This is a genomic window from Rhodopseudomonas sp. BAL398 (assembly GCF_033001325.1).
GTDB lineage: Bacteria > Pseudomonadota > Alphaproteobacteria > Rhizobiales > Xanthobacteraceae > JARJEH01.
On sequence record NZ_CP133111.1, the window covers coordinates 4,357,963 to 4,381,714 of the forward strand.

Annotated in this window: 20 protein-coding genes and 1 riboswitch; of the genes, 16 read left to right on the forward strand and 4 right to left on the reverse strand. The window is 67.4% G+C overall.

All coding sequences use genetic code 11. The features are described from left to right. Positions 1 to 42: 42 nt before the first annotated feature. From RBJ75_RS20580 to RBJ75_RS20620, 9 genes are all read left to right on the forward strand, one after another. Positions 43 to 1,647, forward strand: coding sequence for an ABC transporter substrate-binding protein (locus RBJ75_RS20580; protein WP_152647853.1), 1,605 nt, complete (start codon positions 43 to 45; stop codon positions 1,645 to 1,647). A gap of 15 nt (positions 1,648 to 1,662) precedes the next feature. Then, the gene (locus RBJ75_RS20585) at positions 1,663 to 2,631 is read left to right on the forward strand and encodes an ABC transporter permease (RefSeq protein ID WP_044416505.1); all 969 of its coding nucleotides are present in this window, start codon (positions 1,663 to 1,665) and stop codon (positions 2,629 to 2,631) included. A 1-nt stretch (position 2,632) separates the two neighbouring features. Further along, complete coding sequence (locus tag RBJ75_RS20590) at positions 2,633 to 3,478, forward strand: ABC transporter permease (protein WP_080901209.1); 846 nt, start codon at positions 2,633 to 2,635, stop codon at positions 3,476 to 3,478. A gap of 1 nt (position 3,479) precedes the next feature. After that, positions 3,480 to 4,508: an ABC transporter ATP-binding protein gene (locus RBJ75_RS20595; RefSeq protein ID WP_044416507.1), complete on the forward strand. Its 1,029-nt coding sequence runs from the start codon at positions 3,480 to 3,482 to the stop codon at positions 4,506 to 4,508. Further along, on the forward strand, positions 4,486 to 5,475 hold the full coding sequence (locus tag RBJ75_RS20600; protein WP_044416509.1) for an ABC transporter ATP-binding protein: 990 nt from the start codon (positions 4,486 to 4,488) through the stop codon (positions 5,473 to 5,475). Before RBJ75_RS20595 ends, RBJ75_RS20600 begins: the two co-directional genes overlap by 23 nt. Positions 5,476 to 5,498: 23 nt before the next feature. Beyond that, on the forward strand, positions 5,499 to 7,007 hold the full coding sequence (locus RBJ75_RS20605; RefSeq protein ID WP_044416511.1) for a class I adenylate-forming enzyme family protein: 1,509 nt from the start codon (positions 5,499 to 5,501) through the stop codon (positions 7,005 to 7,007). Beyond that, complete coding sequence (locus RBJ75_RS20610; RefSeq protein WP_044416513.1) at positions 7,004 to 7,768, forward strand: SDR family oxidoreductase; 765 nt, start codon at positions 7,004 to 7,006, stop codon at positions 7,766 to 7,768. The genes RBJ75_RS20605 and RBJ75_RS20610 overlap by 4 nt, the downstream gene beginning before the upstream one ends. A gap of 28 nt (positions 7,769 to 7,796) precedes the next feature. Next, positions 7,797 to 9,596 (forward strand): gamma-glutamyltransferase family protein, encoded by a 1,800-nt coding sequence (locus RBJ75_RS20615; RefSeq protein ID WP_317528528.1) that lies wholly within the window; start codon positions 7,797 to 7,799, stop codon positions 9,594 to 9,596. 216 nt (positions 9,597 to 9,812) lie between these two features. Further along, positions 9,813 to 10,325 (forward strand): Lrp/AsnC family transcriptional regulator, encoded by a 513-nt coding sequence (locus tag RBJ75_RS20620; RefSeq protein ID WP_276156806.1) that lies wholly within the window; start codon positions 9,813 to 9,815, stop codon positions 10,323 to 10,325. 256 nt (positions 10,326 to 10,581) lie between these two features. Here the strand turns inward: RBJ75_RS20620 and bluB are convergent, their stop codons facing one another. Both bluB and cobT read right to left on the reverse strand, forming a co-directional pair. Further along, positions 10,582 to 11,256, reverse strand: coding sequence for a 5,6-dimethylbenzimidazole synthase (gene bluB, locus RBJ75_RS20625; protein ID WP_044407127.1), 675 nt, complete (start codon positions 11,254 to 11,256; stop codon positions 10,582 to 10,584). Between the two features lie 12 nt (positions 11,257 to 11,268). Next, positions 11,269 to 12,321: a nicotinate-nucleotide--dimethylbenzimidazole phosphoribosyltransferase gene (gene cobT, locus RBJ75_RS20630; protein ID WP_044407130.1), complete on the reverse strand. Its 1,053-nt coding sequence runs from the start codon at positions 12,319 to 12,321 to the stop codon at positions 11,269 to 11,271. Between the two features lie 91 nt (positions 12,322 to 12,412). Further along, positions 12,413 to 12,604: riboswitch (cobalamin riboswitch) on the forward strand. Between the two features lie 111 nt (positions 12,605 to 12,715). On the opposite strand from cobT, the gene RBJ75_RS20635 reads away from it, so the two are divergent. The 6 genes from RBJ75_RS20635 (at position 12,716) to RBJ75_RS20660 (ending at position 20,949) form a co-directional block, all read left to right on the forward strand. After that, positions 12,716 to 13,183: a DUF1636 family protein gene (locus tag RBJ75_RS20635; RefSeq protein WP_080900908.1), complete on the forward strand. Its 468-nt coding sequence runs from the start codon at positions 12,716 to 12,718 to the stop codon at positions 13,181 to 13,183. Then, positions 13,180 to 13,716, forward strand: a complete 537-nt coding sequence (cobU, locus tag RBJ75_RS20640; protein ID WP_044407133.1) for a bifunctional adenosylcobinamide kinase/adenosylcobinamide-phosphate guanylyltransferase — start codon at positions 13,180 to 13,182, stop codon at positions 13,714 to 13,716. Before RBJ75_RS20635 ends, cobU begins: the two co-directional genes overlap by 4 nt. After that, the gene (cobW, locus tag RBJ75_RS20645; RefSeq protein WP_044407137.1) at positions 13,713 to 14,729 is read left to right on the forward strand and encodes a cobalamin biosynthesis protein CobW; all 1,017 of its coding nucleotides are present in this window, start codon (positions 13,713 to 13,715) and stop codon (positions 14,727 to 14,729) included. The genes cobU and cobW overlap by 4 nt, the downstream gene beginning before the upstream one ends. Before the next feature lie 210 nt (positions 14,730 to 14,939). After that, complete coding sequence (cobN, locus tag RBJ75_RS20650; protein WP_044407140.1) at positions 14,940 to 18,647, forward strand: cobaltochelatase subunit CobN; 3,708 nt, start codon at positions 14,940 to 14,942, stop codon at positions 18,645 to 18,647. Next, positions 18,644 to 19,264 (forward strand): cob(I)yrinic acid a,c-diamide adenosyltransferase, encoded by a 621-nt coding sequence (cobO, locus tag RBJ75_RS20655; RefSeq protein ID WP_276157008.1) that lies wholly within the window; start codon positions 18,644 to 18,646, stop codon positions 19,262 to 19,264. Before cobN ends, cobO begins: the two co-directional genes overlap by 4 nt. A 200-nt stretch (positions 19,265 to 19,464) precedes the next feature. After that, a complete protein-coding gene (locus RBJ75_RS20660) occupies positions 19,465 to 20,949 on the forward strand; it encodes a cobyric acid synthase (protein ID WP_044416960.1) in 1,485 nt (494 codons plus the stop codon). On the opposite strand, the gene cbiB is transcribed toward RBJ75_RS20660, so the two are convergent. After that, positions 20,922 to 21,893 (reverse strand): adenosylcobinamide-phosphate synthase CbiB, encoded by a 972-nt coding sequence (gene cbiB / locus RBJ75_RS20665; protein WP_044416958.1) that lies wholly within the window; start codon positions 21,891 to 21,893, stop codon positions 20,922 to 20,924. The two genes, RBJ75_RS20660 and cbiB, sit on opposite strands and share 28 nt — an antisense overlap. Position 21,894: 1 nt before the next feature. Continuing rightward, the gene (locus RBJ75_RS20670; RefSeq protein ID WP_044416957.1) at positions 21,895 to 22,704 is read right to left on the reverse strand and encodes an ABC transporter substrate-binding protein; all 810 of its coding nucleotides are present in this window, start codon (positions 22,702 to 22,704) and stop codon (positions 21,895 to 21,897) included. Positions 22,705 to 22,770: 66 nt separating this feature from the next. On the opposite strand from RBJ75_RS20670, the gene cobD reads away from it, so the two are divergent. After that, on the forward strand, positions 22,771 to 23,751 hold the full coding sequence (cobD, locus tag RBJ75_RS20675; protein ID WP_044416955.1) for a threonine-phosphate decarboxylase CobD: 981 nt from the start codon (positions 22,771 to 22,773) through the stop codon (positions 23,749 to 23,751). Position 23,752 lies beyond the last annotated feature (1 nt).

Sequence of the window (23,752 nt, forward strand, 5' to 3'; positions counted from 1 at the left end):
CAGACGCATGTGTTCCGACCCATTGGCAGAGAGAGAATGACGATGAGCAGGTTGACCAGACGCGATTTCCTGATGACGACCGCCGCGGCCGGACTGGCCGCGAGCTTCGCCGGCTCTGCCGGCGCGGCCACGGCGGCTCCGAAAAAGGGCGGCACGCTGCTCGCCAGTTGGGGAGGCTTCGAGCCGCAGGCACTGTTCGTGCCGGCCGGCGGCGGCTCCAGCCCGTATTTCACCGCGACCAAGGTACATGAGCGCTTGTTCCGGCTCACCTCCGAGCTCAAATTCGAGCCGGAACTCGCCCTCGAGATCAAACCAGCAGCGGATTTCCGCAGCTACACCATCAAGCTGCGCGACAATGTGAAATGGCACGACGGCAAGCCGTTCACCGCCGACGACGTCGTCTACAACGCGATGGAATATTGGAAGCCGATTTCCGGCGGCGTCTCGCTCAACGCGTTGCAAGGCGCCGAGGCGGTCGATCCGCTCACCGTGGTGCTGAAATTCAGCGCGCCGGTGCCGGAATTCTTTCTGAAGTCGGTGCTCGCCGGCAAGGCCGGCCTGGTGATCGCCAAGCATATCTATGCCGGCAGCAACATCATCACCAATCCGATCAACAACACACCGGTCGGCACCGGCCCCTACAAGGTCAAGGAATGGGTGCGCGGCAGCCATGTCGAATTCCTGCGCAATGACAATTACTGGGCGCCCGGGCTGCCTTATGTCGACCGGCTGGTGATTCGCTGGTGGCGCGACCCGGCGTCGCGGTCGGCGGCGTTCGAGGCCGGCCAGCTCGACATCGCCACCTTCAATCCGATTCCCCCGCCAGAAATCACCCGCCTCACCGCGGGCGGCAAGTTCATCGCCGAGACCAAGGGCTATTCGAACTCGGCCTGGGTGACGACGGTTGAATTCAATCAGCGCCGAGAGATCTTCAAGAAGCGCGAAGTCCGCCAAGCCCTGATGCAGGCGATCGACCGCGACTTCATCGCCGACACCGTGTTCTTCGGCCGCGCCCATCCCTCGGTCGGCGCCATCGCGTCGTCCAACACCATCTTCTTCACCAAGGATGTTCAGGCCTATCCGTTCGACGTCAAGAAGGCGGGCGCGATGCTCGACGCCGCCGGCTATCCGATCAAATCCGGTTCGCGCTTCAAGCTCAGCCTGGTGTCGGCGGGCTGGTTCGAGGAGAACATCAAGATCGGCCAATACGTCAAGCAGGCGTTCGAGGATCTGTCGATCGACGTCGAGCTGACCGTGCCGGATCGCGCCACGTCGTTGAAGCGGATCTATACCGATTACGACTACGACGTCGCGATCTCGAATAATTCCGGCGGCATCGAGCTGATCCCGACCACGACGCAATACTACACCACCGACGGCATCGTGAAGGGCGCCGCCTTCCGCAACGCCACCGGCTACTCGAATCCCAAAATGGACGACATCGTCGCCAAGATGACGGTGGAAACCGACGAGGCCAAGCGTATCGAGCTGGCGCATGCGTTCGACAGCCTGGCCGCGACCGACATCCCGATCCTGCCGATGGTCGATCTCGAACCGGTGACGATCGCCCGGAGCGATGTTCGCAACCATTCGACGGCGGCGGACTTCATGGGCGACAGCTGGTCCGGCGTCTGGCTCGACCGCTAACAAAGGAGAGCCTGCGTGCGTCGTATCGTCCTCCGCCGGCTCGCACAGATCATCCCGCTGATCCTCGGGGTGATCGTGCTCAATTTCGCGCTGATCCATCTGGCGCCCGGGAGCCTGTTCGACGTCATGACGTCGGAGCAGCAGGTGACCGATCCGGCGATGCTGGATCAGCTGCGCCACACCTATGGGGTGGATCAGCCGGTCACGGTGCAGCTGTTCAAATATATCTGGTCGGTGATGCATCTCGATCTCGGCTACTCGTACCGGCAGAACGCGCCGGTGCTGGACGTCATCATGCAGCAATTGCCGGCGACCGTGATCCTGATGCTGGCGGCGATGGCGATCGCGCTGCTTGTCGGCCTCACCGCCGGCGTGGTGGCGTCCGTCAAGGTCAATACCATCTGGGACAATCTGATCTCGCTCGGCGCGGTGTTCTTCTTCGCGGCGCCGAGTTTCTGGATCGGCATCATGATGACGGTGCTGTTCTCGGTGAAGCTTGGCTGGTTTCCGGTCGGCGGGATGCGCAAGATCGGAACCGATTACGGGGCGCTGCGCGACGCGCTGGACGTGATGTATCATCTGGTGCTGCCGGCGACGGCGCTGGGGCTGTTCTACGCGGCGACCTATGCGCGGGTGATGCGCGCCTCGATGCTCGAGGTGTTCCGGCTGGATTTCGTCCGTACCGCGCGCGCCAAGGGCTTGTCGGGCGGTCGCGTGATCCTGGCCCATGTGATGCGCAACGCCTTGCTGCCGATCGTCACTCTGCTCGGGCTGCAGCTCGGCACCATGCTGGGCGGCAGCGTGGTGATCGAGGCGGTGTTCAGCTGGCCCGGGATCGGCAGCCTGTTGTTCGACAGCGTGATGAGCCGCAACTATCCGATGGTGCTCGGCGTGCTGGTGCTCGGCTCGCTGCTGGTGGCGGTGTCCAACGCCACCGTCGATCTGGTTTACCTGCGGCTCGATCCGCGTATCCGGGCAAGATAGCATGCTGACCCTCACCATCGAATTCGCCCGACGCTTCGCCCGCAACCGCGCCGCGCTGGTCGGCTTCGTGCTGGTCCTTGTGGTGATCGGCATCGCGCTGGCGGCGCCGTGGATGTTTCCGCGCGATCCGCTGCGCATCGTCGGCCGGCCGGAATTGTGGCCGTTCACCTCGTCGCGCTATCCGCTCGGTACCGATTCGCTGGGCCGCGACATCGCCGCGATGATCGCCTATGGGGCGCGCACCACGCTGCTGATCGGGATCTGCGCCAGCCTGACCGCCACCATCATCGGCATCAGCGTCGGAGCCAGCGCGGCCTATTTCGGCGGCTGGGTCGACGAATTGTTGATGCGCTTCACCGAATTGTTCCAGACGATTCCGAACCTGATCTTCGTGCTGACCATCGTGTCGATCCTGGGACAGAAGCTCGAATACGTCACCATCGCGGTCGGGATCGTGACCTGGACGCCGATCGCGCGGCTGACGCGCGCCGAATTCATGTCGCTGCGCGACCGCGAATTCGTCCAGGCCTGCCGCTCGATGGGGATGGGGAATTTCCGCATCATGTTCGGCGAGATCCTGCCCAACGCGCTGCCGCCGGTGATCGTGCTGTCCTCGCTGGTGATCGCCGGCGCGGTGCTGTTCGAATCCGCGGTGTCGTTTCTCGGCCTCGGCGATCCCAACGTGTCGAGCTGGGGCCGACTGATCGGCGACGGCCGCACGCTGATCCGCAGCTCCTGGTACATCTGCGCGGTGCCGGGACTGGCGATCATGCTGACGGTGCTGGCGCTTAATCTGGTGGGCGACGGTCTCAACGACGCGCTCAACCCCAAGCTGAGGGATCGCTGAGATGGCGGCGGAGATCGTTCCACCCGGCACGCCGATCCTGTCGGTCGAGAATCTGGAGGTCTCGCTGTTCACCCGGCGCGGCGTGTTGCCAGCGCTGGACGGGCTGTCGCTGAAGGTGATTTCCGGCGAGACGCTGGCGATCGTCGGGGAATCCGGCTGCGGCAAATCGCTGGCGGCGCTGGCGGTGATGCGGCTGCTGCCCGTACCGCCCGCCAAGATCGTCGGCGGCGTGGTCCGCTTCATGGGCCGCGATCTCGCGGCGCTGTCCGATCGCGAGATGCAGAAGGTCCGCGGCAAGGACATCTCGATGATCTTTCAGGATCCGATGACCTCGCTCAATCCGGTGATGACCGTCGGCGATCAGCTGATCGAAGTGATCCGCTGCCATAACGACGTCTCCTCCAAGGAGGCGCGCGAGCGTGCCGTCGCGCTGCTGCGGCGGGTGCGGATTCCCGATGCCGAGCGCAGGCTCAACGACTATCCACACCAGATGTCCGGCGGCATGAGCCAGCGGGTGATGATCGCGATGGCGATCGCCTGCGGGCCGAACCTGTTGATAGCCGACGAGCCGACCACCGCGCTCGACGTTACCATCCAGGCGCAGATCCTCGAATTGATGAAGGAGCTGCAGGCCGATGCTGATATGGGATTGGTGATTATCACCCACGATCTCGGCGTCGTCGCCGAGACCGCAGATCGGGTCGTGGTGATGTATGCCGGCCGCAAGGTCGAAGAGGCGCCGGTCGAGGCGTTGTTCGAACGGCCGCTGCATCCCTACACACGCGGCCTGCTCGGCGCCACGCCGTCGGCGACCGGCCATCGCGGCGACCGGCTGGTCGAAATCACCGGCAGTGTTCCGGCGCTGTCCGATCTGCCGGTCGGTTGCGCATTCCAGAACCGCTGTCCCGACGTCTTCGATCGCTGTCGGGCCGAACGGCCGGTGTTGAAAGAGTTGCTGCCGCATCGCTCCGTCGCCTGTTTCGCCGCCGAAAAGGAGTTGTCGCGCGATGTCGCTTCTATCGGTGCTTAGTCTTTGCGTGCAGTACCAAAGCGCCCGGGGCGTGGTGCGCGCGGTCGATGACGTCAGCCTCGAACTCGCCGCCGGCGAGACGCTGGGGCTGGTCGGCGAATCCGGCTGCGGAAAATCCACCCTCGGCAAGGCGATCATGCGCCTGGTGCCGACCTGCGATGGCCTCGTCGTGCTCGACGGCCAGGACATTACCAATATGGCGCCCAAGCCGCTGAAAAAGGCGCGGCAGTCGATGCAGATGATTTTCCAGGACCCCTATGGGTCGCTCAATCCGCGCCACAGCGTCGGCACCATCGTGGGCCAGCCGCTCAGCATCGCCGGCTGGACCCGCCGCGACATCAAGGATCGGGTCAGCGAATTGCTCGAGCAGGTCGGGCTGCCGGCCGAGGCGATGGGGCGCTATCCGCACGAATTCTCCGGCGGCCAACGCCAGCGCCTCGGCATCGCCCGCGCGCTGGCGCTGAGCCCGAAGGTCATCATCTGCGACGAGCCGGTGTCGGCGCTCGACGTCTCGGTGCGGGCGCAGGTGATCAATCTGCTCGACGATCTGCAGCAGGCCACCGGGGTCTCGTATCTGTTCATCTCGCACGATCTGTCGGTGGTGGAGCACATCTCCGACCGGCTGATCGTGATGTATCTCGGCCGCATCGTCGAAAGCGGCCGCGGCGAGGAGATCTGGCACCAGCCGGCGCATCCCTACACCAGGGCGCTGCTGGCCGCCGCGCCGGTGGCCGATCCGCGGCTGGCGCGAAGCCGGGCCAGGAGCGTGTTGCAGGGTGAATTGCCGAGCCCGCTCAATCCGCCGCCGGGTTGCGCCTTCAACACCCGCTGCCCGATCGCCCAGGAGCGCTGCCGGGTCGAGCGTCCGGTGCTGCGCAGCGTGGCCGGCGGGCGGCAGGTGGCCTGCCATTACGATCTGCTCGAGCAGCACAGCGTGGTGCCCTTTGCCGGGCGCGCAACCGGTTGATACCCACATCAGGAGATTGGTGCATGCGTTGGAACAATCTCGGCGACCTGATCGACCGCAGCGGCGATCTCGAGCGCGAGGCCATCATCGATCTGGTGCAGCCCGGGCAGCCGCGGCGCTACACCCATCGGCAGATCGACCGTCTCGCCAATGGCGTCGCCAAATATCTGACCGCTCGCGGCTATGCGCGCGGCACCCATATCGCCATCGCCGCACTGAATCGCGCCGAATATATCGTGGCCTATTTCGGCATCATGCGGGCCGGTTTCATCGCCGTGCCGGTCAATATCAAGCTGCCGCCCGACACCATCGACTATGTGATGGACGACGCCAGGATCGCGTTGGCCTTTGTCGACGCCGCGAACCGCAAATTGGTGCGCCAGGGCATCGAGGTGATCGATTTCGACGATGCCGGGCCGGGCGGGTTCGCCGCCATGATCGAACCCGGCGACTTCGCCACCGTGGAAGTGACGGCCGACGAGATCGGCCAGATGCTCTATACCTCGGGCTCGACCGGCCGGCCCAAGGGCGTGCCGCTGACCCATCATGGCCAGCTCTGGGCGCTGTCGACCCGCACCAGCGGCGCGCTCAACGCTACCGACCGCTACATCATCGCGCAGCCGCTGTTTCACATGAATGGGCTGTTCGCGATCAAGACCATCTTCGCCACCAATGCCTCGGTGGTGCTGCTGCCGGCATTCGAGACCCGCAGCTATATCGAGGCGATCGCGACCTACAAGGTCACCGCGGCGACCGCGGTGCCGACGATGTGGGCGCGCGTCATCAAGGAGACCGCGCTGCTCGCCACCCACGACATCACCACGATCCGCCGGCTGATGCTGGGATCGGCGCCGATGACGAGGGGGCTGTGGGATCGCATCAAGCTGGCGCTGCCCGATGTCACCATCTCGATGGGTTACGGCACCACCGAGGCCGGCCCCGCGGTGTTCGGTCCGCATCCCAAGGGGATACCGACGCCGCCGATGGCGCTGGGCTATCCGATCGATCTCGACAATCTCCGGCTGGTCAACGGCAGCGCCGACGAGGGCGTGCTGTTGATGCGCAATCCGGCGCTGATGCCGAACTATCACAATCTGCCGGCGCAGACTGCCAAAGCGCTGGTCGATGGCTGGTATTACAGCGGCGACGTGATGCGCCGCGACGAAAACGGGTTCTATTATTTCGTCGGACGCGCCGACGATATGTTCGTCTGTTCCGGCGAGAACATCTATCCGGGCGAGGTCGAAAAGCTGCTGGAGCGGCATCCGCAGGTCCAGCACGCGGTGGTGGTGCCGCTGCCCGACGAGGAACGCAGCCAGGTTCCGGTGGCGTTCATCGTCGCCCGCGATCAGGCCCATCCGAGCTTCGACGAGATCCGCCAATTCGCCATCGCCAACGGCCCGGCCTATCAGCATCCACGACGGATCGAATTCGTCGACGAATTGCCATGGGCCGGCACCAACAAGATCGACCGCAAATTGCTGATCGAGCGCGCCCGCAGCCTGGAAGCCAGCCGCGGCTGGTCGTCATGAGCGGCGCGCTGGACGGCAAGATCGCGCTGGTCACCGGCGCCAGCCGCGGCATCGGCCAGGCCATCGCGCTGCGCCTGGCCCGCGACGGCGCCATCGTGGCGGTGCATTACCACGCGGCGGAGGATGCGGCGCAGCGCACCGTCGCGGCCATTGCGGATGCCGGCGGCAGCGGCTTTGCGGTGCAGGCCGATCTGTCGGATCGCGGCGGCGCAGGCTTGCTGGCGCAGCGGTTCTCGGCTGAGCTCAGCAGCCGCTATCAAAATGCCACGTTCGATATTCTGGTCAACAATGCCGGGGTGGGCAAGCACGCGACGCTGGAACAACTGACAGAGGACGATTTCGATCGCATGCTGCAGACCAATCTGAAATCGCCGTTCTTTCTGATCAAGGCATTGCTGCCGGCGTTGCGCGACGGTGGCCGCATCGTCAACATCTCCTCGATGGGAACCCGCGCGGCCTATCCGCGGATGGCCGGCTATGCGCCGTCGAAGGCCGCGCTCGAAGCCCTGACCCGGCTGCTGGCGGTCGATCTCGGCCGGCGGCAGATTACGGTCAATTCGGTGCAGCCCGGCGCCACCGCGACCGACATGAACGCCAATGCCCGCGATCCGGTGGCCAGCCGCGCCGTCGCCGAGACCATCGCGCTCGGCCGCGTCGGCCAGCCCGAGGACATCGCCAAAGTGGTGGCGTTCCTCGCCTCCGACGATGGCGGCTGGGTCACCGGACAACAGATCGACGCCAGCGGCGGCCAGCGGCTATGATGCCGCGCCTCCCGCCAAAGGACATAAAATGAGCTTCGTTGATCCGTCCGCCTTCACCACGAGGCCGGAAATCGTCGGCACCTTCGGGGTGGTGACCTCGACCCACTGGATCGCCACCGCGGTCGGCATGTCGATCCTGGAAAAGGGCGGCAATGCCTTCGACGCCGGCTGCGCGGTGGCCTTCGTGCTGCAGGTGGTGGAGCCGCATCTCAATGGCCCCGGCGGCGACGTGCCGGTGATCCTGCACGACGCCCGCCGCGACCGCACCGAGGTGATCTGCGGCCAGGGCACCGCGCCGGCCGGGCTCACCATCGCGCATTGCCGCGCGCTCGGGCTCGATCTCGTCCCCGGCACCGGGCTGCTGGCGCCGTGCATCCCGGGCACTTTCGACAGCTGGATGCTGCTGCTGCGCGATTACGGCACGCTGCCGCTTGCCGAGGTGCTGGGGCCGGCGATTGCCTATGCGCGCCATGGCCACCCGCTGGTCGAGCGCGCCAGCGCCACGATCGCCACCGTTGCGACGCTGTTCAAGGACCATTGGCCGACATCGGCGGCGGTGTTTTTGCCCAATGGCGAGGTGCCGGCGCCCGGCTCGCTGTTTTGTAATCCGGCACTGGCCGACACCTATCAGCGCATCCTGTCGGAAGCGCAGGCTGCGGGCGGCGACCGCGAAGCGCAAATCGAAGCCGCGCGCAAAACCTGGTCGCAGGGTTTTGTTGCCGAGGCGATCGACCGATTCTGCCGCAACGAGGTGATGGACGTCACCGGCCGGCCGCATCGCGGCGTGCTGACCGGGCAGGACATGGCGGGCTGGCAGGCCAGCGTGGAGCCGCCGGTCGGCTATGATTACGGCCGCTACCGCATGCTCAAGGCCGGGCCGTGGACCCAGGGTCCGGTGGCGCTGCAGCAGCTGGCGATCCTGAAGGGCTACGATCTCGACAAGCTCAGCCCGGTCGATCCGGACTTCATCCATCTCGTGGTCGAAGCCTCGAAACTGGCTTTCGCCGATCGCGAGGCGTTCTATGGCGATCCCGATTTTGCCGAAGTGCCGCTCGGGACGCTGCTGTCGGACGCTTATAACGCGATTCGCCGCGCCCAGATCGGCGAGACGGCGTCGATGGAATTGCGCCCCGGCGTGATCGAAGGATTTTCCGGCAAGGTCGACGCACGGGTGTCGACCGGCGCCCGCGTCGCGGTCGGCGCCTCCGGCGCCGGCGAGCCGACCGTCGGGCGGATGGGTCAAGTGCGCGGCGACACCGTGCATTTCGACATCATCGACAAGGACGGCAACATGATCGCCGCCACGCCGTCCGGCGGCTGGCTGCAGAGCTCGCCGATCATTCCCAAACTCGGCTTTGCGCTCGGCACCCGGGCGCAGATGTTCTGGCTCGACGAGACCCATCCGGCGGCGCTGGCGCCCGGCCGGCGGCCGCGATCGACGCTGTCGCCCGCGATGGCGCTGCGCGACGGCAAGCCCTATCTGGCCTGGGGCTCGCCCGGCGGCGACCAGCAAGACCAGTGGATTCCGCAATTCTTCCTGCGCCACGTCCATGCCGGAATGAATCTGCAGGAGGCGATCGACGCGCCGGCCTGGCACAGCGAGCATTTTCCGGCCTCGTTCTGGCCGCGGCAGTCGCGCCCCGGCGTGCTGGTGGTCGAAAGCCGGCTGCCCAAGGCCACCATCGCCGAATTGCGCCGGCGCGGCCATCTGGTCGAAATCGGTGAGGATTGGTCCGAGGGCCGGCTGGTCGCCGCGTCGCTCGACGCGCCCTATCGCCGCGCCGCCGCCAATCCGCGCGGCATGCAGGCCTATGCGGCCGGGCGATAGCGCGCGATCGGTCCTGCGGCAATGCCAGCCAAACCGAAACGGCCGTGGGCCGATTCACCCCTGTGTCGTCCTGAAATACGGCAGGGTGCCGCCTGTTTATCGGGCAATCTGGCGGATGTTTATTCTCGTAAAGAGGTATTTCCAACAATAGCCTTCCACAAACAGCGCAAGAGGCGACATGATTGTCCTATCTGCCCTGGGATATTGGAGGCCACCATGCTTGATGAGCTTGACCGCAAGATTCTCGCCACGCTCCAGATCGATTCCAGCCTGTCGATGCAAGAGGTCGCCGATCGGGTCGGTCTCAGCTCGACGCCGTGCTGGCGGCGGATTCAGAAGCTGGAGAAATCCGGCTACATCAAAAAGCGCGTCGCGCTGCTCGACGCCGACAAGCTGAATCTCGGCGTCAGCGTCTTCATCGCGGTGCGGACCAATCAGCACAATGCCGAATGGGTCCAGCGCTTCCGCAGCATCGTCAACAGTTTCCCCGAAGTGGTGGACTTTTATCGGCTGAGCGGCGAAGTCGATTATCTGATCCGCGCCGTGGTCCCGGATATCGCCGCCTATGACGACGTCTATCAGCGGCTGATTGCCAAGATCGACCTGCAGGACGTCTCGTCGATGTTCACCATGGAGCAGATTAAATCGACCACCGAATTGCCGCTCGGCGGGCCTGCGATGCGGCCGATGCCGGAGCGCTCTCCCGCGCGCCACGCCGTCGCGGTGTAGGCGGTGTAGCGCATCTTTCGGGCGGCTTTTCCAAGGGCGCGGTCATTCCGGGGCGCGAGGCCGATAAGCGCGTTTACGCGCGTCTTCAACGCGCTATGGGCCGAGTGAACCCGGAATCTTGCGGCACGGGCAGCCGCTCATGGACTCTCGGCAAGATTCCGGGTTCGCGCGCAGCTATCGCTGCTCGCGCCCCGGAATGACTGCATCCTTGGCACCAAGTGAATCAGTTCACCCCGAAAAATATCGCGCGCGCGACTCAGCGCGAGATGACCTGGCGACCCGCGCCGGTGCGGTCCTGCCAGTGGTGGCGCACCAGTTCGGGGTCGATATGTTCTTCGACCGGCCAGCCGACGCACAGATAGGCGATGAATTTCCAGCCCTGCGGCACGTCAAGATCGGCGGTGACTTCGACCGGATCGAGGATCGAGACCCAGCCGACGCCGAGGCCGGCGGCGCGGGCGGTGAGCCAGAAGGTCTCGATCATCACCGCGACCGAATAGTCCAGCGCTTCGGGCATCGACTGGCAGCCGACGCCCGAGCCTTGCGCGGTGCCGTGATCGCAGAACAGCGCGAATTGCCGGGGCGCGATGTCGATGCCTTCCAGCTTCAGTCGCGCGTAAAGCTCGGCGCGCGCGCCGCGATAATTCGCCGCCGCGGAATCGTTGCTGCGAACGAAATTGCCGCGGATTTTTTGCCGCATCGCCGCGCTATCGACGCTGACCCAGCGCCATGGCTGGCTATTGCCAACCGAGGGCGCCAGTTGCGCCAGATCGAGCAGGCGTTCGATCAGCTCGGGCGCGACCGGGTCCGGGCGAAATCGCCGCACGTCACGGCGCCATGCGATCAGTTCGGCCAATTGCGCCTGAAACTTTGCGTCGAAGCGCGGCGGCGCCGCATTCGCAATGGCGGCATTGGGGAGAGTTTTGGTCATCGTTACGTCCGCTCAGATCTTTCCGGCCAGCACGTCGGACAGATCGGCGACGTCGGTCAACAGCCGCGCCGCGGCGCGCAGCAGCGGCACCGCGAGAATCGCGCCGGTGCCTTCGCCGAGCCGTAGTCCGAGTTCGAGCAAGGGTTTGGCGTCGAGCGCGGCCAGCGCCAGGTCATGGCCGCGCTCGGCCGAGCGATGCGCGAACACGCAATAGCCGCGCGCCGCCGGGCACAGCCGGACCGCGAGCAGCGCCGCCGCGGTGGCGATGAAGCCGTCGATGATCACCGGGCGGCGCATTGAGGCGGCGCCGAGGATCGCGCCGGCCATCATGGCGATTTCCAGCCCGCCGAATTCGGCCAGCACATCGAGCGGCGCGGTGACGTCGCTGCGCGCGGCCGCCAATTCGATCGCGGCGCGCTTTTTCGCCATGCCGGCGGAATCCTGACCGGCGCCGACGCCGATGCATTGTTCGAGCGGCGCCGGCGCCAGCCGGTGCAGCAGCAGCGACGACGAGGCGGTGTTGCCGATCCCCATTTCGCCGAGCGCGATGATGTCGGCGCCGTCGCGAATTTCGGCGACCGCGAGTTCGCAGCCCTTGGTCAGAGCGGCGGCAGCCTGTTGCGGCGTCATCGCCGGCTCACGCGCCGCATTGCCGGTGCCCATCCGGATCTTGGCGTCGATCAGGTCCGGATGCGCCGGCAGCGTGGCGGCGACGCCGGCGTCGATCACCCGGACATCGACATGGCTGGCGGTTGCGAAGGCGTTGGCGCAGGCACGGCCGGCCAGATAGGTCATCACCATGCCGACCGTCACCGCGGCGGGAAATTGCGAGACGCCCTCGGCGGTCAGGCCGTGATCGCCGGCGAACACCATCAGCACGGCATTATCGCCGCGCGGTTCGCCGGGATGCCGAATCATGCCGAGCTGGACCGCCAGATCCTCGATCTGCCCGAGCGAGCCGAGCGGCTTGGCCTTGCCGTCGATTCGCGCGCGAATCGCGGCTTCCGCCGCAGGATCAAGCGGCGTGATCGCCGGCGGCTGCCATATCAGGGTATCGGTCGGCATTGTGGGTCCTCATTGGGAAGTCGGCACCAGACGTCAGGATAGCTTGCTCGGTCAACACCACCTTCGCGTGGTTGACCGGCGCGGGCACCGCGGTTAGCGTTTGGGCGATGGTCCTTCCACGTGGAAGGTGAAAAGGGAAGCCGGTGCGAATTCGTTCAATCCCGGTGCTGCCCCCGCAACTGTAAGCGACGAGCCCTCGCCGAGGCCACTGGGATATCCTGGGAAGGCGGCGAATGGCGACGACTCGCGAGCCAGGAGACCTGCCATCACGGATTGTGCTTTGGAGGCGTCGTCGGGGCGGGGTGCACCGGACGGGAGCGAGCGTGACGGCGCAAGCCGTTGCCGCGCGAACCCAACAAAGCTCGCGGCCGCAAGGCCTTGACGTGAGCTTGACATGGACCGCGACCGCCTCGATCCGGCCTCCGCCGATCACCCAGCCGACGCTCTGACGCCGATCGAACCCCGCCGCGACGCCCCCGCGGGCCCGGTCGTGGTCAGCGTCTGCACCACCTGCAAATCCGCCGACGGCAGCGCGACCGTCGGGCCGCAGATGTTCGACGCCATCAAGGCCGGGCTCGGCGCCGGCGATCCCGGCGTCGTGGTGCGGCCGGTTCAGTGTCTGAGCGTCTGCAAGCGCCCGGCCACCGTCGCGGTGTCGAGCCCGGATGGCTACACCTTCCTGTTTGGCGACCTCGAAACCGACAGCGGCAGCGCAGCGCTGCTGGATTTCGTGCGCTCCTACCAAAAATCCGGCTACGGGCTGGTGCCGTGGCGCGAGCGCGCTGCGGTGTTGCGCAAGGGCATGGTGGCGCGGTTGCCGCCGGCGCGCTGGTCGCCGGACGACGGACGCGCCCCGTCATGACCGCGCTGTCCTCAACGCTGGTGCTGGGCGGCGCGCGCTCCGGCAAATCGGGCTTTGCGGAGCGGCTGGTCGAATCCAGCGGGCGATCGCAGATCTACCTCGCCACCGCCACCGCTGGCGACGCCGAGATGACGGCGCGCATCGCCCATCACCGCGCCCGCCGCGGCGCCGGCTGGACCACCGTCGAGGAACCGCTGGCGCTGGTCGAGGCGCTGACCCGCGAAGCCATCCACGGCCGCGCCGTGCTGGTGGATTGTCTGACGCTGTGGCTGTCGAATCTGATGCTGGCCGAGCGCGACCCCGAGATCGAGGCGCGCCGGCTGACCCGGTTTCTCGGCGTGGCGCAATATCCGATCGTGTTGGTCTCCAACGAGATCGGTCTCGGCCTGGTGCCGGAGACGCCGCTCGGCCGCGCCTTTCGCGACGCGCAGGGCCGGCTCAACCAGATCGTCGCCGCCACCGTTCCCAATGTCGTTTTCATCGCCGCCGGGCTGCCGCTGTGGCTCAAGCGCTCAGGAGAACTCAACCCATGACCGTCCGTGTCCCCGTCACCGTGCTGACCGGCTTTCTCGGCGCCGGCAAGACCACGCTGCTGCGCGCGCTGCTGATGGAGGCCGAGGGCCGCCGCATCGCCGTGATCGTCAATGAATTCGGTGACGCCGGCTTCGACGGCGGTCTGGTCGAGGATTGCGCCGCCAATGCCTGCGCGCCCGGCGATATCGTCGAGCTGACCAATGGCTGCATCTGCTGCACCGTGGCCGACGATTTCATTCCCACTATGGACAAATTGCTGACGCGCGAGATTCCGCTCGACGCCATCGTGATCGAGACCTCCGGGCTGGCCTTGCCGCAGCCGCTGCTGAAAGCCTTCGCCTGGCCGGCGGTGCGAACGCGCGCCACCGTCGACGGCGTCGTCACCGTGGTCGACGCGCTGGCGCTGGCGGAAGGCCGCGTCATTCTCGACGAAGGCGCGGTGGCGGCCCAGCGCGCCGCCGACCCGTCGCTCGATCATGACGATCCGGTCGAGGAAGTGTTCGAGGATCAGCTCGCCTGCGCCGATCTGGTGGTGCTGTCGAAGGCCGATCTGGTGGCGCCGGAGATGCTGGCCGATATCGAGACGCGGCTGGCCGCGATGCTGCGGCCGGGGGTTCGCATCGTGCGCTCGCATGGCGCCGTGGCGCCGCAGGTGCTGATCGGGCTGAATGCGGCGGCCGAAGACGATCTCGCCGCCCGCACCGGGCACCATGGCGAGGAGGAGGAGCACGACCATGACGATTTCGTGTCGATCGTGGTGACGCCGTCGGCCGCGAGCAGCGTCGACGCGATGCGCGGCCGCGTCACCGACGCGCTCGGTCTCGACGGCGTGTTGCGGGTCAAGGGCCACGCGCGAATCGCCGATCGGCCGGCACCGATCGTGGTGCAGGCGGTCGGCGCCCGCGTCGAACTGTCCTTCGCGCGGCCGGATGCGACGCGAACAGAGCATCTGGTGGTGATTGGCCTGAAGGGATTCGACGCCGCCGCGGCGCGCCGCGCGCTGGCAGGGTAGTCCTTCTCCCTCCCCCTTGTGGGGAGGGTGGCCCGGCGGAGCGAAGCGAAGCCGGGTCGGGTGTGGGGCCACGGGCGCCGTGCCCGCGGCACCCCCACCCCGGCCTCCGCATTCGGCGATGCTGCGCATCGCCTTCGCTTGGCCGACCCTCCCCACAAGGGGGAGGGAAGCCAATTCGACTTCGACCACGACCAAGGCTACTTCTCCCGGATGCATCTGAAACTCGACCAGGGCGGCACTATCGACGACGGCGCGATCGCGCGTGATCTCGGGCAGGAGACCGCCGACATCGTGGTGCTGTCGGCCGCCGATAGCGACTTGGCGGCTTTCGCGGCGGCGCATGCGACGCTGCCGAAGGATTATCCCAGCCTGCGCCTGACCAATCTGCTGGCGCTCGGCCATCCGGCCTCGGTCGATGCTTATGTCGAGCGCACGCTGCGCGGCGCCAAGATCGTGCTGCTGCGGATGCTCGGCGGCGAGAGCTACTGGCCGCACGGCGTCGAGAGTCTACGCGCCGATGCGCTGCGGCGCGGCACGCTGTTCGCCTGCGTGCCGGGCGAGATGGCGTTCGATCCGGCGCTGGCGGCGCGCGGCACGGTCGACCTCGACGACAGCCATGCGCTGTGGCGCTATTGCTCCGAGGGTGGCGTCGACAATGCCCAGCTGGCGCTGCGCTACGCCGCCTATCTGATCATGCGCGACGACGCGCCGCCGCCGGCGCGACCGATGCCGGCCGCCGGGTTCTGGCCGGCCGAACCCGCGCCTACCGCGCGGCGCAACGCCTTGGTGATCTTCTACCGCGCGCTGGTCGCGGGCTCCGATACCGCGGCGATCGACGCGCTGCGCTCTGCGCTCGACGAACGCGGCCTCAACCCGGTCTGCCTCTATGTCACCAGCCTGAAGGATGCGCGCTCGGCGGCGTTTCTGCGCGCAGCGCTGGCGGCCTATCCGCCCGATGTCATCATCAACGCCACCGCTTTCGCCACCGCCACGGCGAGCGACGATGCCGGGGTGCTGGCGGCCTCGGGTTGCCCGGTGCTGCAGGTGGCGCAGGCCGCAATGTCACAAGAGGCCTGGCAGGCCTCCAGCCGCGGCCTCAACCCGCGCGACCTGGCGATGCATGTGGTGCTGCCGGAGGTCGACGGCCGACTCTTTGCCGGCGTGGTTGCCTTCAAGCAGCGCAACGATAGTGACGCGGATTTCACCCCGACGCTGTATCACCCGCTCGCCGATCGCGTCGACGCCGTCGCCGAACTGGCCTGGGCCTGGGTTCGGCTGCGGCGGCTGCCGCCGCACAAGCGCCGCGTCGCCATCGTGTTGGCGAACTACCCCAACCGCGACGGACGCCTCGGCAACGGCGTCGGGCTTGATACGCCGCAGAGTCTGGTTGACGTGCTGATGGCGATGCGCGACGCCGGCTACGCCAGCGGCGAGGCGCCGGGCGACGCCGCCACCCTGGTGCGGATCCTGCAGGACGGCCCGACCAATGCGCTCGCCGATCGGGCGGCGCGCATCGGCGGCGTGGCCTGGCCGGTGGCGGACTACAAGATCGCCTTTGCGACGCTGCCGGAGAATGTCCGGCGCGCGGTGGAGGCGCGCTGGGGCAATCCGGCGGATGATCCGCATGTGGTCGATGGCAGCTTCCGGCTCGGCCTGCATCGCTTCGACCATGTGCTGGTCGGGGTGCAGCCGGCGCGCGGCTACAATATCGATCCGCAATCGAGCTTCCATGATCCCGATTTGGTGCCGCCGCATCATTATCTGGCGTTCTATCTGTGGATCCGGCGCGCCTTCGACGCCCACGCGGTGGTCCATCTCGGAAAGCACGGCAATCTGGAGTGGCTGCCGGGCAAGAGCGCCGGCCTGTCGCAGGATTGCTTCCCGACCGCGGTGCTGGGGCCATTGCCGCAGCTCTATCCGTTCATCGTCAACGATCCCGGCGAGGGCGTTCAGGCCAAGCGCCGCACCGCTGCCGTCATCATCGATCATCTGACCCCGCCGATGACCCGCGCCGAACTGCATGGCGATCTGGCGCGGCTGGAAAACCTGGTCGACGAATATGCGCTGGCCACCGATCTCGATCCGACCCGCGCCGATGCGATCGCCCAGGATATTCTGTCGGTGGCGAGGGCGCAGCGGCTCGACGCCGATATTCACATCACCCGCGACACCCCGACTTACGAGGCGCTGCGCGCGCTCGACGCGCATCTGTGCGACCTCAAGGAAATGCAGATCCGCGACGGCCTGCACATTTTCGGCAGCTCGCCGCCGGTGGCGCGATGCAACGACCTCTTGGTGTCGATCGCCCGGCTGCCGCGCTCGGAGCTGGCGCCGCGCGACGCCTCGCTGCATCGGGCGCTGGCGCGCGATCTGGGGCTTGGCGATTTCGATCCGCTGACCCGCGACCTGGTCGATGATTATGTCGGGCCGTGTCCCGTGCTGCTGGCGGGGCTGATCGACGCCGCCTGGCGCAGTGTTGGCGACACCGTGGAGCGGATCGAGGCGCTGGCGCTGCGATTGGTGGCGGGCGATGTCGCTTGCGATCCGGCATGGAGCCAGACCAGGGCAGTGCTCGACTGGATCAACGCCACCTTGCGCCCTGCGGTTGAGGCTTGCGGCGCCGCCGAGATGCGCGCGTTGCTGCAGGGACTCGACGGCCAGTTCGTGCGTCCCGGCCCGTCCGGCGCGCCGACCCGCGGCCGGCCCGACGTGCTGCCGACCGGGCGGAATTTTTTCGCTGTCGATGTCCGCGCGGTGCCGACGCCGTCGGCGTGGCGGATCGGCAAGCTCGCCGCCGAACGGCTGGTCGAAGCCTATTGGCAGGAGGCCGGCGATTGGCCGCGGGCGATCGCGCTGTCGGCCTGGGGCACCGCCAATATGCGCACCGGCGGCGACGACGTGGCGCAGGCGCTGGCGCTGATCGGCGCGCGGCCGGTATGGGAGCAGACCACCGGGCGGGTCACCGGCTTTGCGATCACCTCGCTGTCGGAGCTGAGGCGGCCGCGGATCGACGTCACCTTCCGGGTCTCCGGGCTGTTTCGCGATGCGTTTCCGACCCAGATGGACATCATCGGCAGCGCGGTGCGCGCCATCGCCGAACTCGACGAGCCCCACGACGCCAATCCGATCGCCGCCAATGTCCGGGCGCGGGCGCGCGAGCTGGAGGCCGGTGGCATCGATCCAGCCACCGCGCGGCGGCAGGCGGCGTGGCGGGTGTTCGGCTCAAAACCCGGCGCCTATGGGGCGGGGTTGCAGGCGCTGATCGACGAAGGCGGCTGGGATCGTCGCGGCGATCTCGCCGAATCCTATCTGGCCTGGGGCGGCTACGCCTATGGGGCCGGCGATGACGGCGAAGCCGCGCGCGACGCCTTCGCGGCGCGGCTGACCGTCACCGATCTGGTGGCGCAGACCCAGGACAATCGCGAACACGATATTCTCGACTCCGACGATTACTACCAGTTCATCGGCGGCCTCGCCGCCACGGTGCAAAGCCTGCGCGGCACCGCGCCGCGGATTGCCCATATCGACACCTCGCGGCCGGAAGCGCCATTGCCGCGGCCGCTTGCCCACGAAATCTCCCGCGTGGTGCGCGGCCGCGCCGCCAATCCGAAATGGATTCAAGGCGCGATGCGGCACGGCTACAAGGGCGCCTTCGAGATCGCCGCGACGGTGGACTATCTGTTCGGCTTTGCGGCCTCGACCGACGCCGTCGGCAGCCATCATTTCGATCAGCTGTTCGCCGCCTATCTGGAGGACGAACAGGTCCGCGACTTCATGCGCGACGCCAATCCGGCGGCTTTGGCCGAGACCGCCGCGCGCTTTGCCGAAGCGATCCGGCGCGGGCTGTGGACACCGCGCGCCAATTGCGCCGCCGATCTGATCGCCGACCTGCTGCCCAACCCGAAGGACCCCGCATGACCGCGACCGACAGCGACGACAATGCCCGCCACGCCGAGAAGGCCAGGAAGCACAAGGCGGCGCGCGACAAGATCATGGCCGGCAAGACCGGCGAGAAGGGCCTGCTGATCGTCCACACCGGCACCGGCAAGGGCAAGACCTCGGCGGCGCTCGGCATGGTGTTCCGCCATATCGGTCACGAGATGCCGGTCGGCGTGGTGCAGTTCACCAAATCGCCGAAATGGGACACCGGCGAGGCCAGGCTGCTGGCGAAATTCCCCGAATTGGTGACGCTGCACATCATGGGCGAGGGTTTTACCTGGGAGACCCAAGACCGCGAACGCGACATCGCAGCCGCCACCAAAGGCTGGGAACGCGCCAAGGAGCTGATCCGCGACGACCGCCACCGCATGGTGCTGCTCGACGAGCTCAACATCGTGCTGCGCTACGACTATCTGCCGCTCGACGAGGTGCTGACCTTCCTGCGCGACGAGAAGCCGGCCGACAAGCACGTCGTCATTACCGGCCGCAACGCCAAGCCGGAGCTGATCGAGATGGCCGATCTGGTCACCGAGATGACCCTGGTGAAGCACCCGTTCCGCGCCGGCGTGAAGGGCCAGAAGGGCGTGGAGTTCTAGGGAATGATGGCCAACCACGGTTCGAACGGGCACGGCTCCTTTTCCCTCCCCCTTGCGGGGAGGGTGGCCGGCCGTCAGGCCGGTCGGGTGGGGGGCGCCACAGGCGCTGTGCTCGCCGCACCCCCACCCGACCCGGCTTCGCCGGGCCACCCTCCCCACAAGGGGGAGGGATGCAACTCCGCTAGTGCAGTACACATCATATGACCGTCACTCCCGCCTTGATGATCCAGGCCACCGGCTCCAATGCCGGCAAGTCGACGCTGGTGGCCGGGCTGGCGCGGGTGCTGGTGCGGCGCGGGCTGAAGGTGGCGCCGTTCAAGCCGCAGAACATGTCGAACAACGCAGCGGTCGCGGTCGATGGCGGCGAGATCGGCCGGGCGCAGGCGGTGCAGGCCCGCGCGGCGCGGCTGCCGCCGAGCGTGCATATGAATCCGGTGCTGCTGAAGCCGCAGACCGACACCGGGGCGCAGATCATCGTCCAGGGCGAGCGCTGGGGCGAACTCGGCGCCGGCAATTATCTTTACAAGAAGCCGGCGCTGCTGCCCTTCGTGCTGGACAGTTTCGCGCGGCTGGCCCGCGATGCCGACATCGTGCTGGTCGAGGGCGCGGGTAGTCCGGCCGAGACCAATCTGCGCGCCGGCGACATCGCCAATATGGGCTTTGCGGCTGCCGCCAATGTGCCCGTCGTGCTGGCCGGCGACATCGACCGCGGCGGCGTCATCGCCAGCCTCGCCGGCACCCATCTGGTGCTGGAGGATGATGAGCGGGCGCGGATCCACGGCTTCATCATCAACAAGTTTCGCGGCGATGCCCGATTGTTCGATCAGGGCCTCCGCGAGATCACCCGCCACACCGGCTGGCCGTCGCTCGGCGTGGTGCCGTGGCTGCCGCAGGCGGCGTGGCTGCCGGCGGAAGACGCGGTCGATCTCGATCGCGCGCGGTCTTCGTCGGCGACGCGGATCATCGCGGTGCCGATGCTGGCGCGGATCGCCAATTTCGACGATCTCGATCCGCTCGGGATGGAGCCCGGAGTCAAGCTTGTCTTCGTGCCGCCGGGCCAGCCGATCCCCGGCAATGCCGATGTGGTGATCATCCCGGGCAGCAAATCGACGCTCGGCGATCTGGCGTTTCTGCGCGCGCAAGGCTGGGACATCGATATTGCGGCGCATGTCCGCCGCGGCGGCCATCTGTTGGGATTGTGCGGCGGCTATCAGATGCTGGGAAAGACCATCGCCGATCCCGACGGACTCGACGGCCCCGCCGGCCGTGTCGACGGGCTCGGCCTGCTCGATATCGCCACGCTGATGCAGGGCGACAAATCCACCACGCTGGTCAGCGGCATTCACTGCACCAGCGGTGCGCCGGTCCAGGGCTATGAGATTCATCTCGGCCGCAGCGACGGCGCCGATTGCGCCCGCCCGGTGCTGACGATCGACGGCCGCCCCGACGGCGCGATCTCGCGCGACGGGAAGGTGCAGGGCACCTATGTGCATGGCCTGTTCACCGGCGACGCCTTCCGCAAGGCCTGGCTGGCGCAGCTAGGCATCGCGTCAACGCTCGCTTATGACTCACAGATCGAAACCGCGCTCGACGCGCTGGCCGATCATCTCGAGGCGCATCTCGACATTGAGCAGATCCTCAAGATCGCCCGCTTGCGTCACAGCACCAGCGCCAGCGCCGCATAGGCCGCCGCCTGCACCACGCAGGCGCCCAGCATCACGTTGAGGGCGCGGCCGATATCGTCTGGCGTCGCATCGATCCGCGCCTCGGCATTGAGCAACGGGTCGTCGACCAGACCCTCGGCATAGATTCGCGGCCCGGCCAGCGCGATGCCGAGCGCGCCGGCCATCGCGCTTTCCGGCCAGCCGGCATTGGGCGAGCGATGTTTCGCCGCGTCGCGGCGCATCGTCGCGAGTGAGGTCGCGATCGACCCATGGGCCAGTGGCGCGATCAGCGCGATCAGCAGCCCGGCCAGCCGCGCCGGCACGAGATTGACCAGATCGTCGAGCCGCGCTGCGGCCCAGCCGAATGATTCGTAGCGCGGCGTGCGATGGCCGATCATCGAATCCGCGGTGTTGATCGCCTTGTAGACGATCAGTCCCGGCAGTCCGAACAGCGCCAGCCACAGCACCGGCGCCACCACGCCATCGGAGAAATTCTCGGCGCAGGATTCGATCGCGGCGCGCGACACCCCGGCCGCATCTAGCCGCTTCGGATCGCGGCCGACGATCATCGCCACCGCCGCGCGGGCGGCATCGAGCCCGCCGGCGACAAAGGCGTCGCGGACCTTGGCGACGTGCTGATACAGGCTGCGCTGCGCGATCAGCGTCGCGGCCACCAGGCCGAGCGCCAGATCGCCACCTGGCGCCCGCTGCAAACTCACCTGGAGCAAAATTCCGACCAGCGCCGCGGTGACGACCAGGATCAGCACCGCGCCGACGCCGGCGAGCTTGCGCCGGCGCTGCGACCAATGCGCGCGATTAAGCGCGCGGTCGAGCCAGCCGATCAAGCCGCCGATCAGCACCACCGGATGCGCCAGCCGCCGCCACAGCCAGTCCGGATCGCCGATCACCGCGTCGAACGCCAGCGCGGCGACCAGGATCAGCAGCGTGTGGTCCCAGATCAGCAATTCAGCGCTCCACCCGTTCGAGTTCGGCGCCAAGTCGCTGCGCCGCCTCCACCAGCATCGGGCCGCCGCAATTGATCAACCGTTCGGGGATCACGATGCGCTTGGCGGCCGGATAGAACCGCTCCAGCGCCGGATGCAGCAGAAAGGCGCGGCCCTCATCCTCGGCGAAATCGCCGCCATCGGTGACCATCAGGAAATCCGGTCGCAGGCTGACGATGGTTTCCAGCGACCTGAACCCGGCCCGCATCGATCCGGACTCGCCGATCGCATTGCGCAGGCCCGCGGCGGTCAGCAACGAACTGGCCAGACTCTGCGCCCCGGCGATCCAGCCGCGTCGCGACACCGGCAGCACCCGATAGGCCTTGCGTGACGCCACCTGGCGCAGCCGCGCGATCGCCGCCTCCAGCCGCGCCAGTTCGGTGTCGGCACGATCCGGATGGCCGGCCAGTTCACCCATCAGCCGGATCTGCTTTTTGACATCGTCGATCGAGCGCGCGGCGTCGAACTCGACCACGCGCAGGCCCTGCTGTTTCAGCAATTCGCGGGTCGCCCGCTTGGTGTAGCGGCCGGCGACGACGATGTCGGGCTTGAGCATCAGCACGTCCTCGGCTTCGCCGGACAGAAGCGGAAATCGCGCCGCCTCGGCGGCGTGCCAGGAGCGGACCGGGTCGCGGGCATAGGGGCTGAGCCCGAGAATCTGCGCCGGATCCGCCAGCGTCATCAGCAACTGGTCGGTGCAGACATTGATCGAAGCGATCCGCGGCAGCGCGTCGGCACGGACGGTATTTGGCGCGACGAGGGCGATCAGCATAATGACGATGGCCAGGCCACGTTGCAGGCTCTCGCACTTTGCGACGGATGATGGCATGAAGCGGCGATGAAACATGGCGGCGATCTGACACAGGCCATGGCGCGCCATGGCGGCGCGCCGTCGCTCTGGCTCGACCTCTCCACCGGAATCAATCCGTGGGTCTGGCCGATCCCGGACATCGTAGCCGATGCCTGGCAAAGGCTGCCGTCCCATGCCGACCACGCCGCGCTGATCGATGCCGCGCGGGCGGCCTATGTGGTGCCCGCCGACGTCGACATCGTCGCCGCGTCCGGTACCCAGGCGCTGATCCAGTGGCTGCCGCATCTGGCGGCGCCCGGCGCGGTCGCGGTGGTCGGGCCGACCTATCACGAGCACGAAGCGGCGTGGCGCGACGCCGGCCGCGAGGTGCGGACGATCGGGTCGCTCGATCAAATTCCCGATGGCGTGCGTCATGTGGTGATCGTCAACCCGAACAATCCCGACGGCCGCGTCGCCGATCTGGCGAACCTGGCCCGCGCCGCCGAGACGCTGCGGGGACGCGGTGGCTGGCTGGTGATCGACGAGGCTTTCGCCGATGTCGATCCGGCGATCAGCGCGGCCACGCTCTGTCCCGACTTGCCGATCGTGATCCTGCGCTCGTTCGGCAAGTTCTATGGTCTGGCCGGGGTGCGGCTCGGCTTCGCGATTGCGGCGCCGCAGATGGTATCGCGGATCGCCGCTGCGATCGGGCCGTGGGCCTGCTCCGGGCCGGCGCTGCAAATCGGCGCCGCCGCCTTGCTGGATGTCGATTGGGCCGAGGCGATGCGGGATGCGCTGTCGCGTCAGGCCGGCCGCCTCGACGCCGTCCTGATCAAGCGCGGATGCGAACTGGTCGGCGGCACCTCGCTGTATCGGCTGGTGCGGTGCCGCGACGCGCGCGGTTTGCACGAGGCGCTGGCGCGACGCCAGATCTGGTGCCGGCGCTTCGACTGGGCCGAGGATCTGCTGCGCTTCGGCTTGCCGCCGGACGATGTCGGGCTGGATCGGCTGGCCGCGGCGCTGGCCTAGC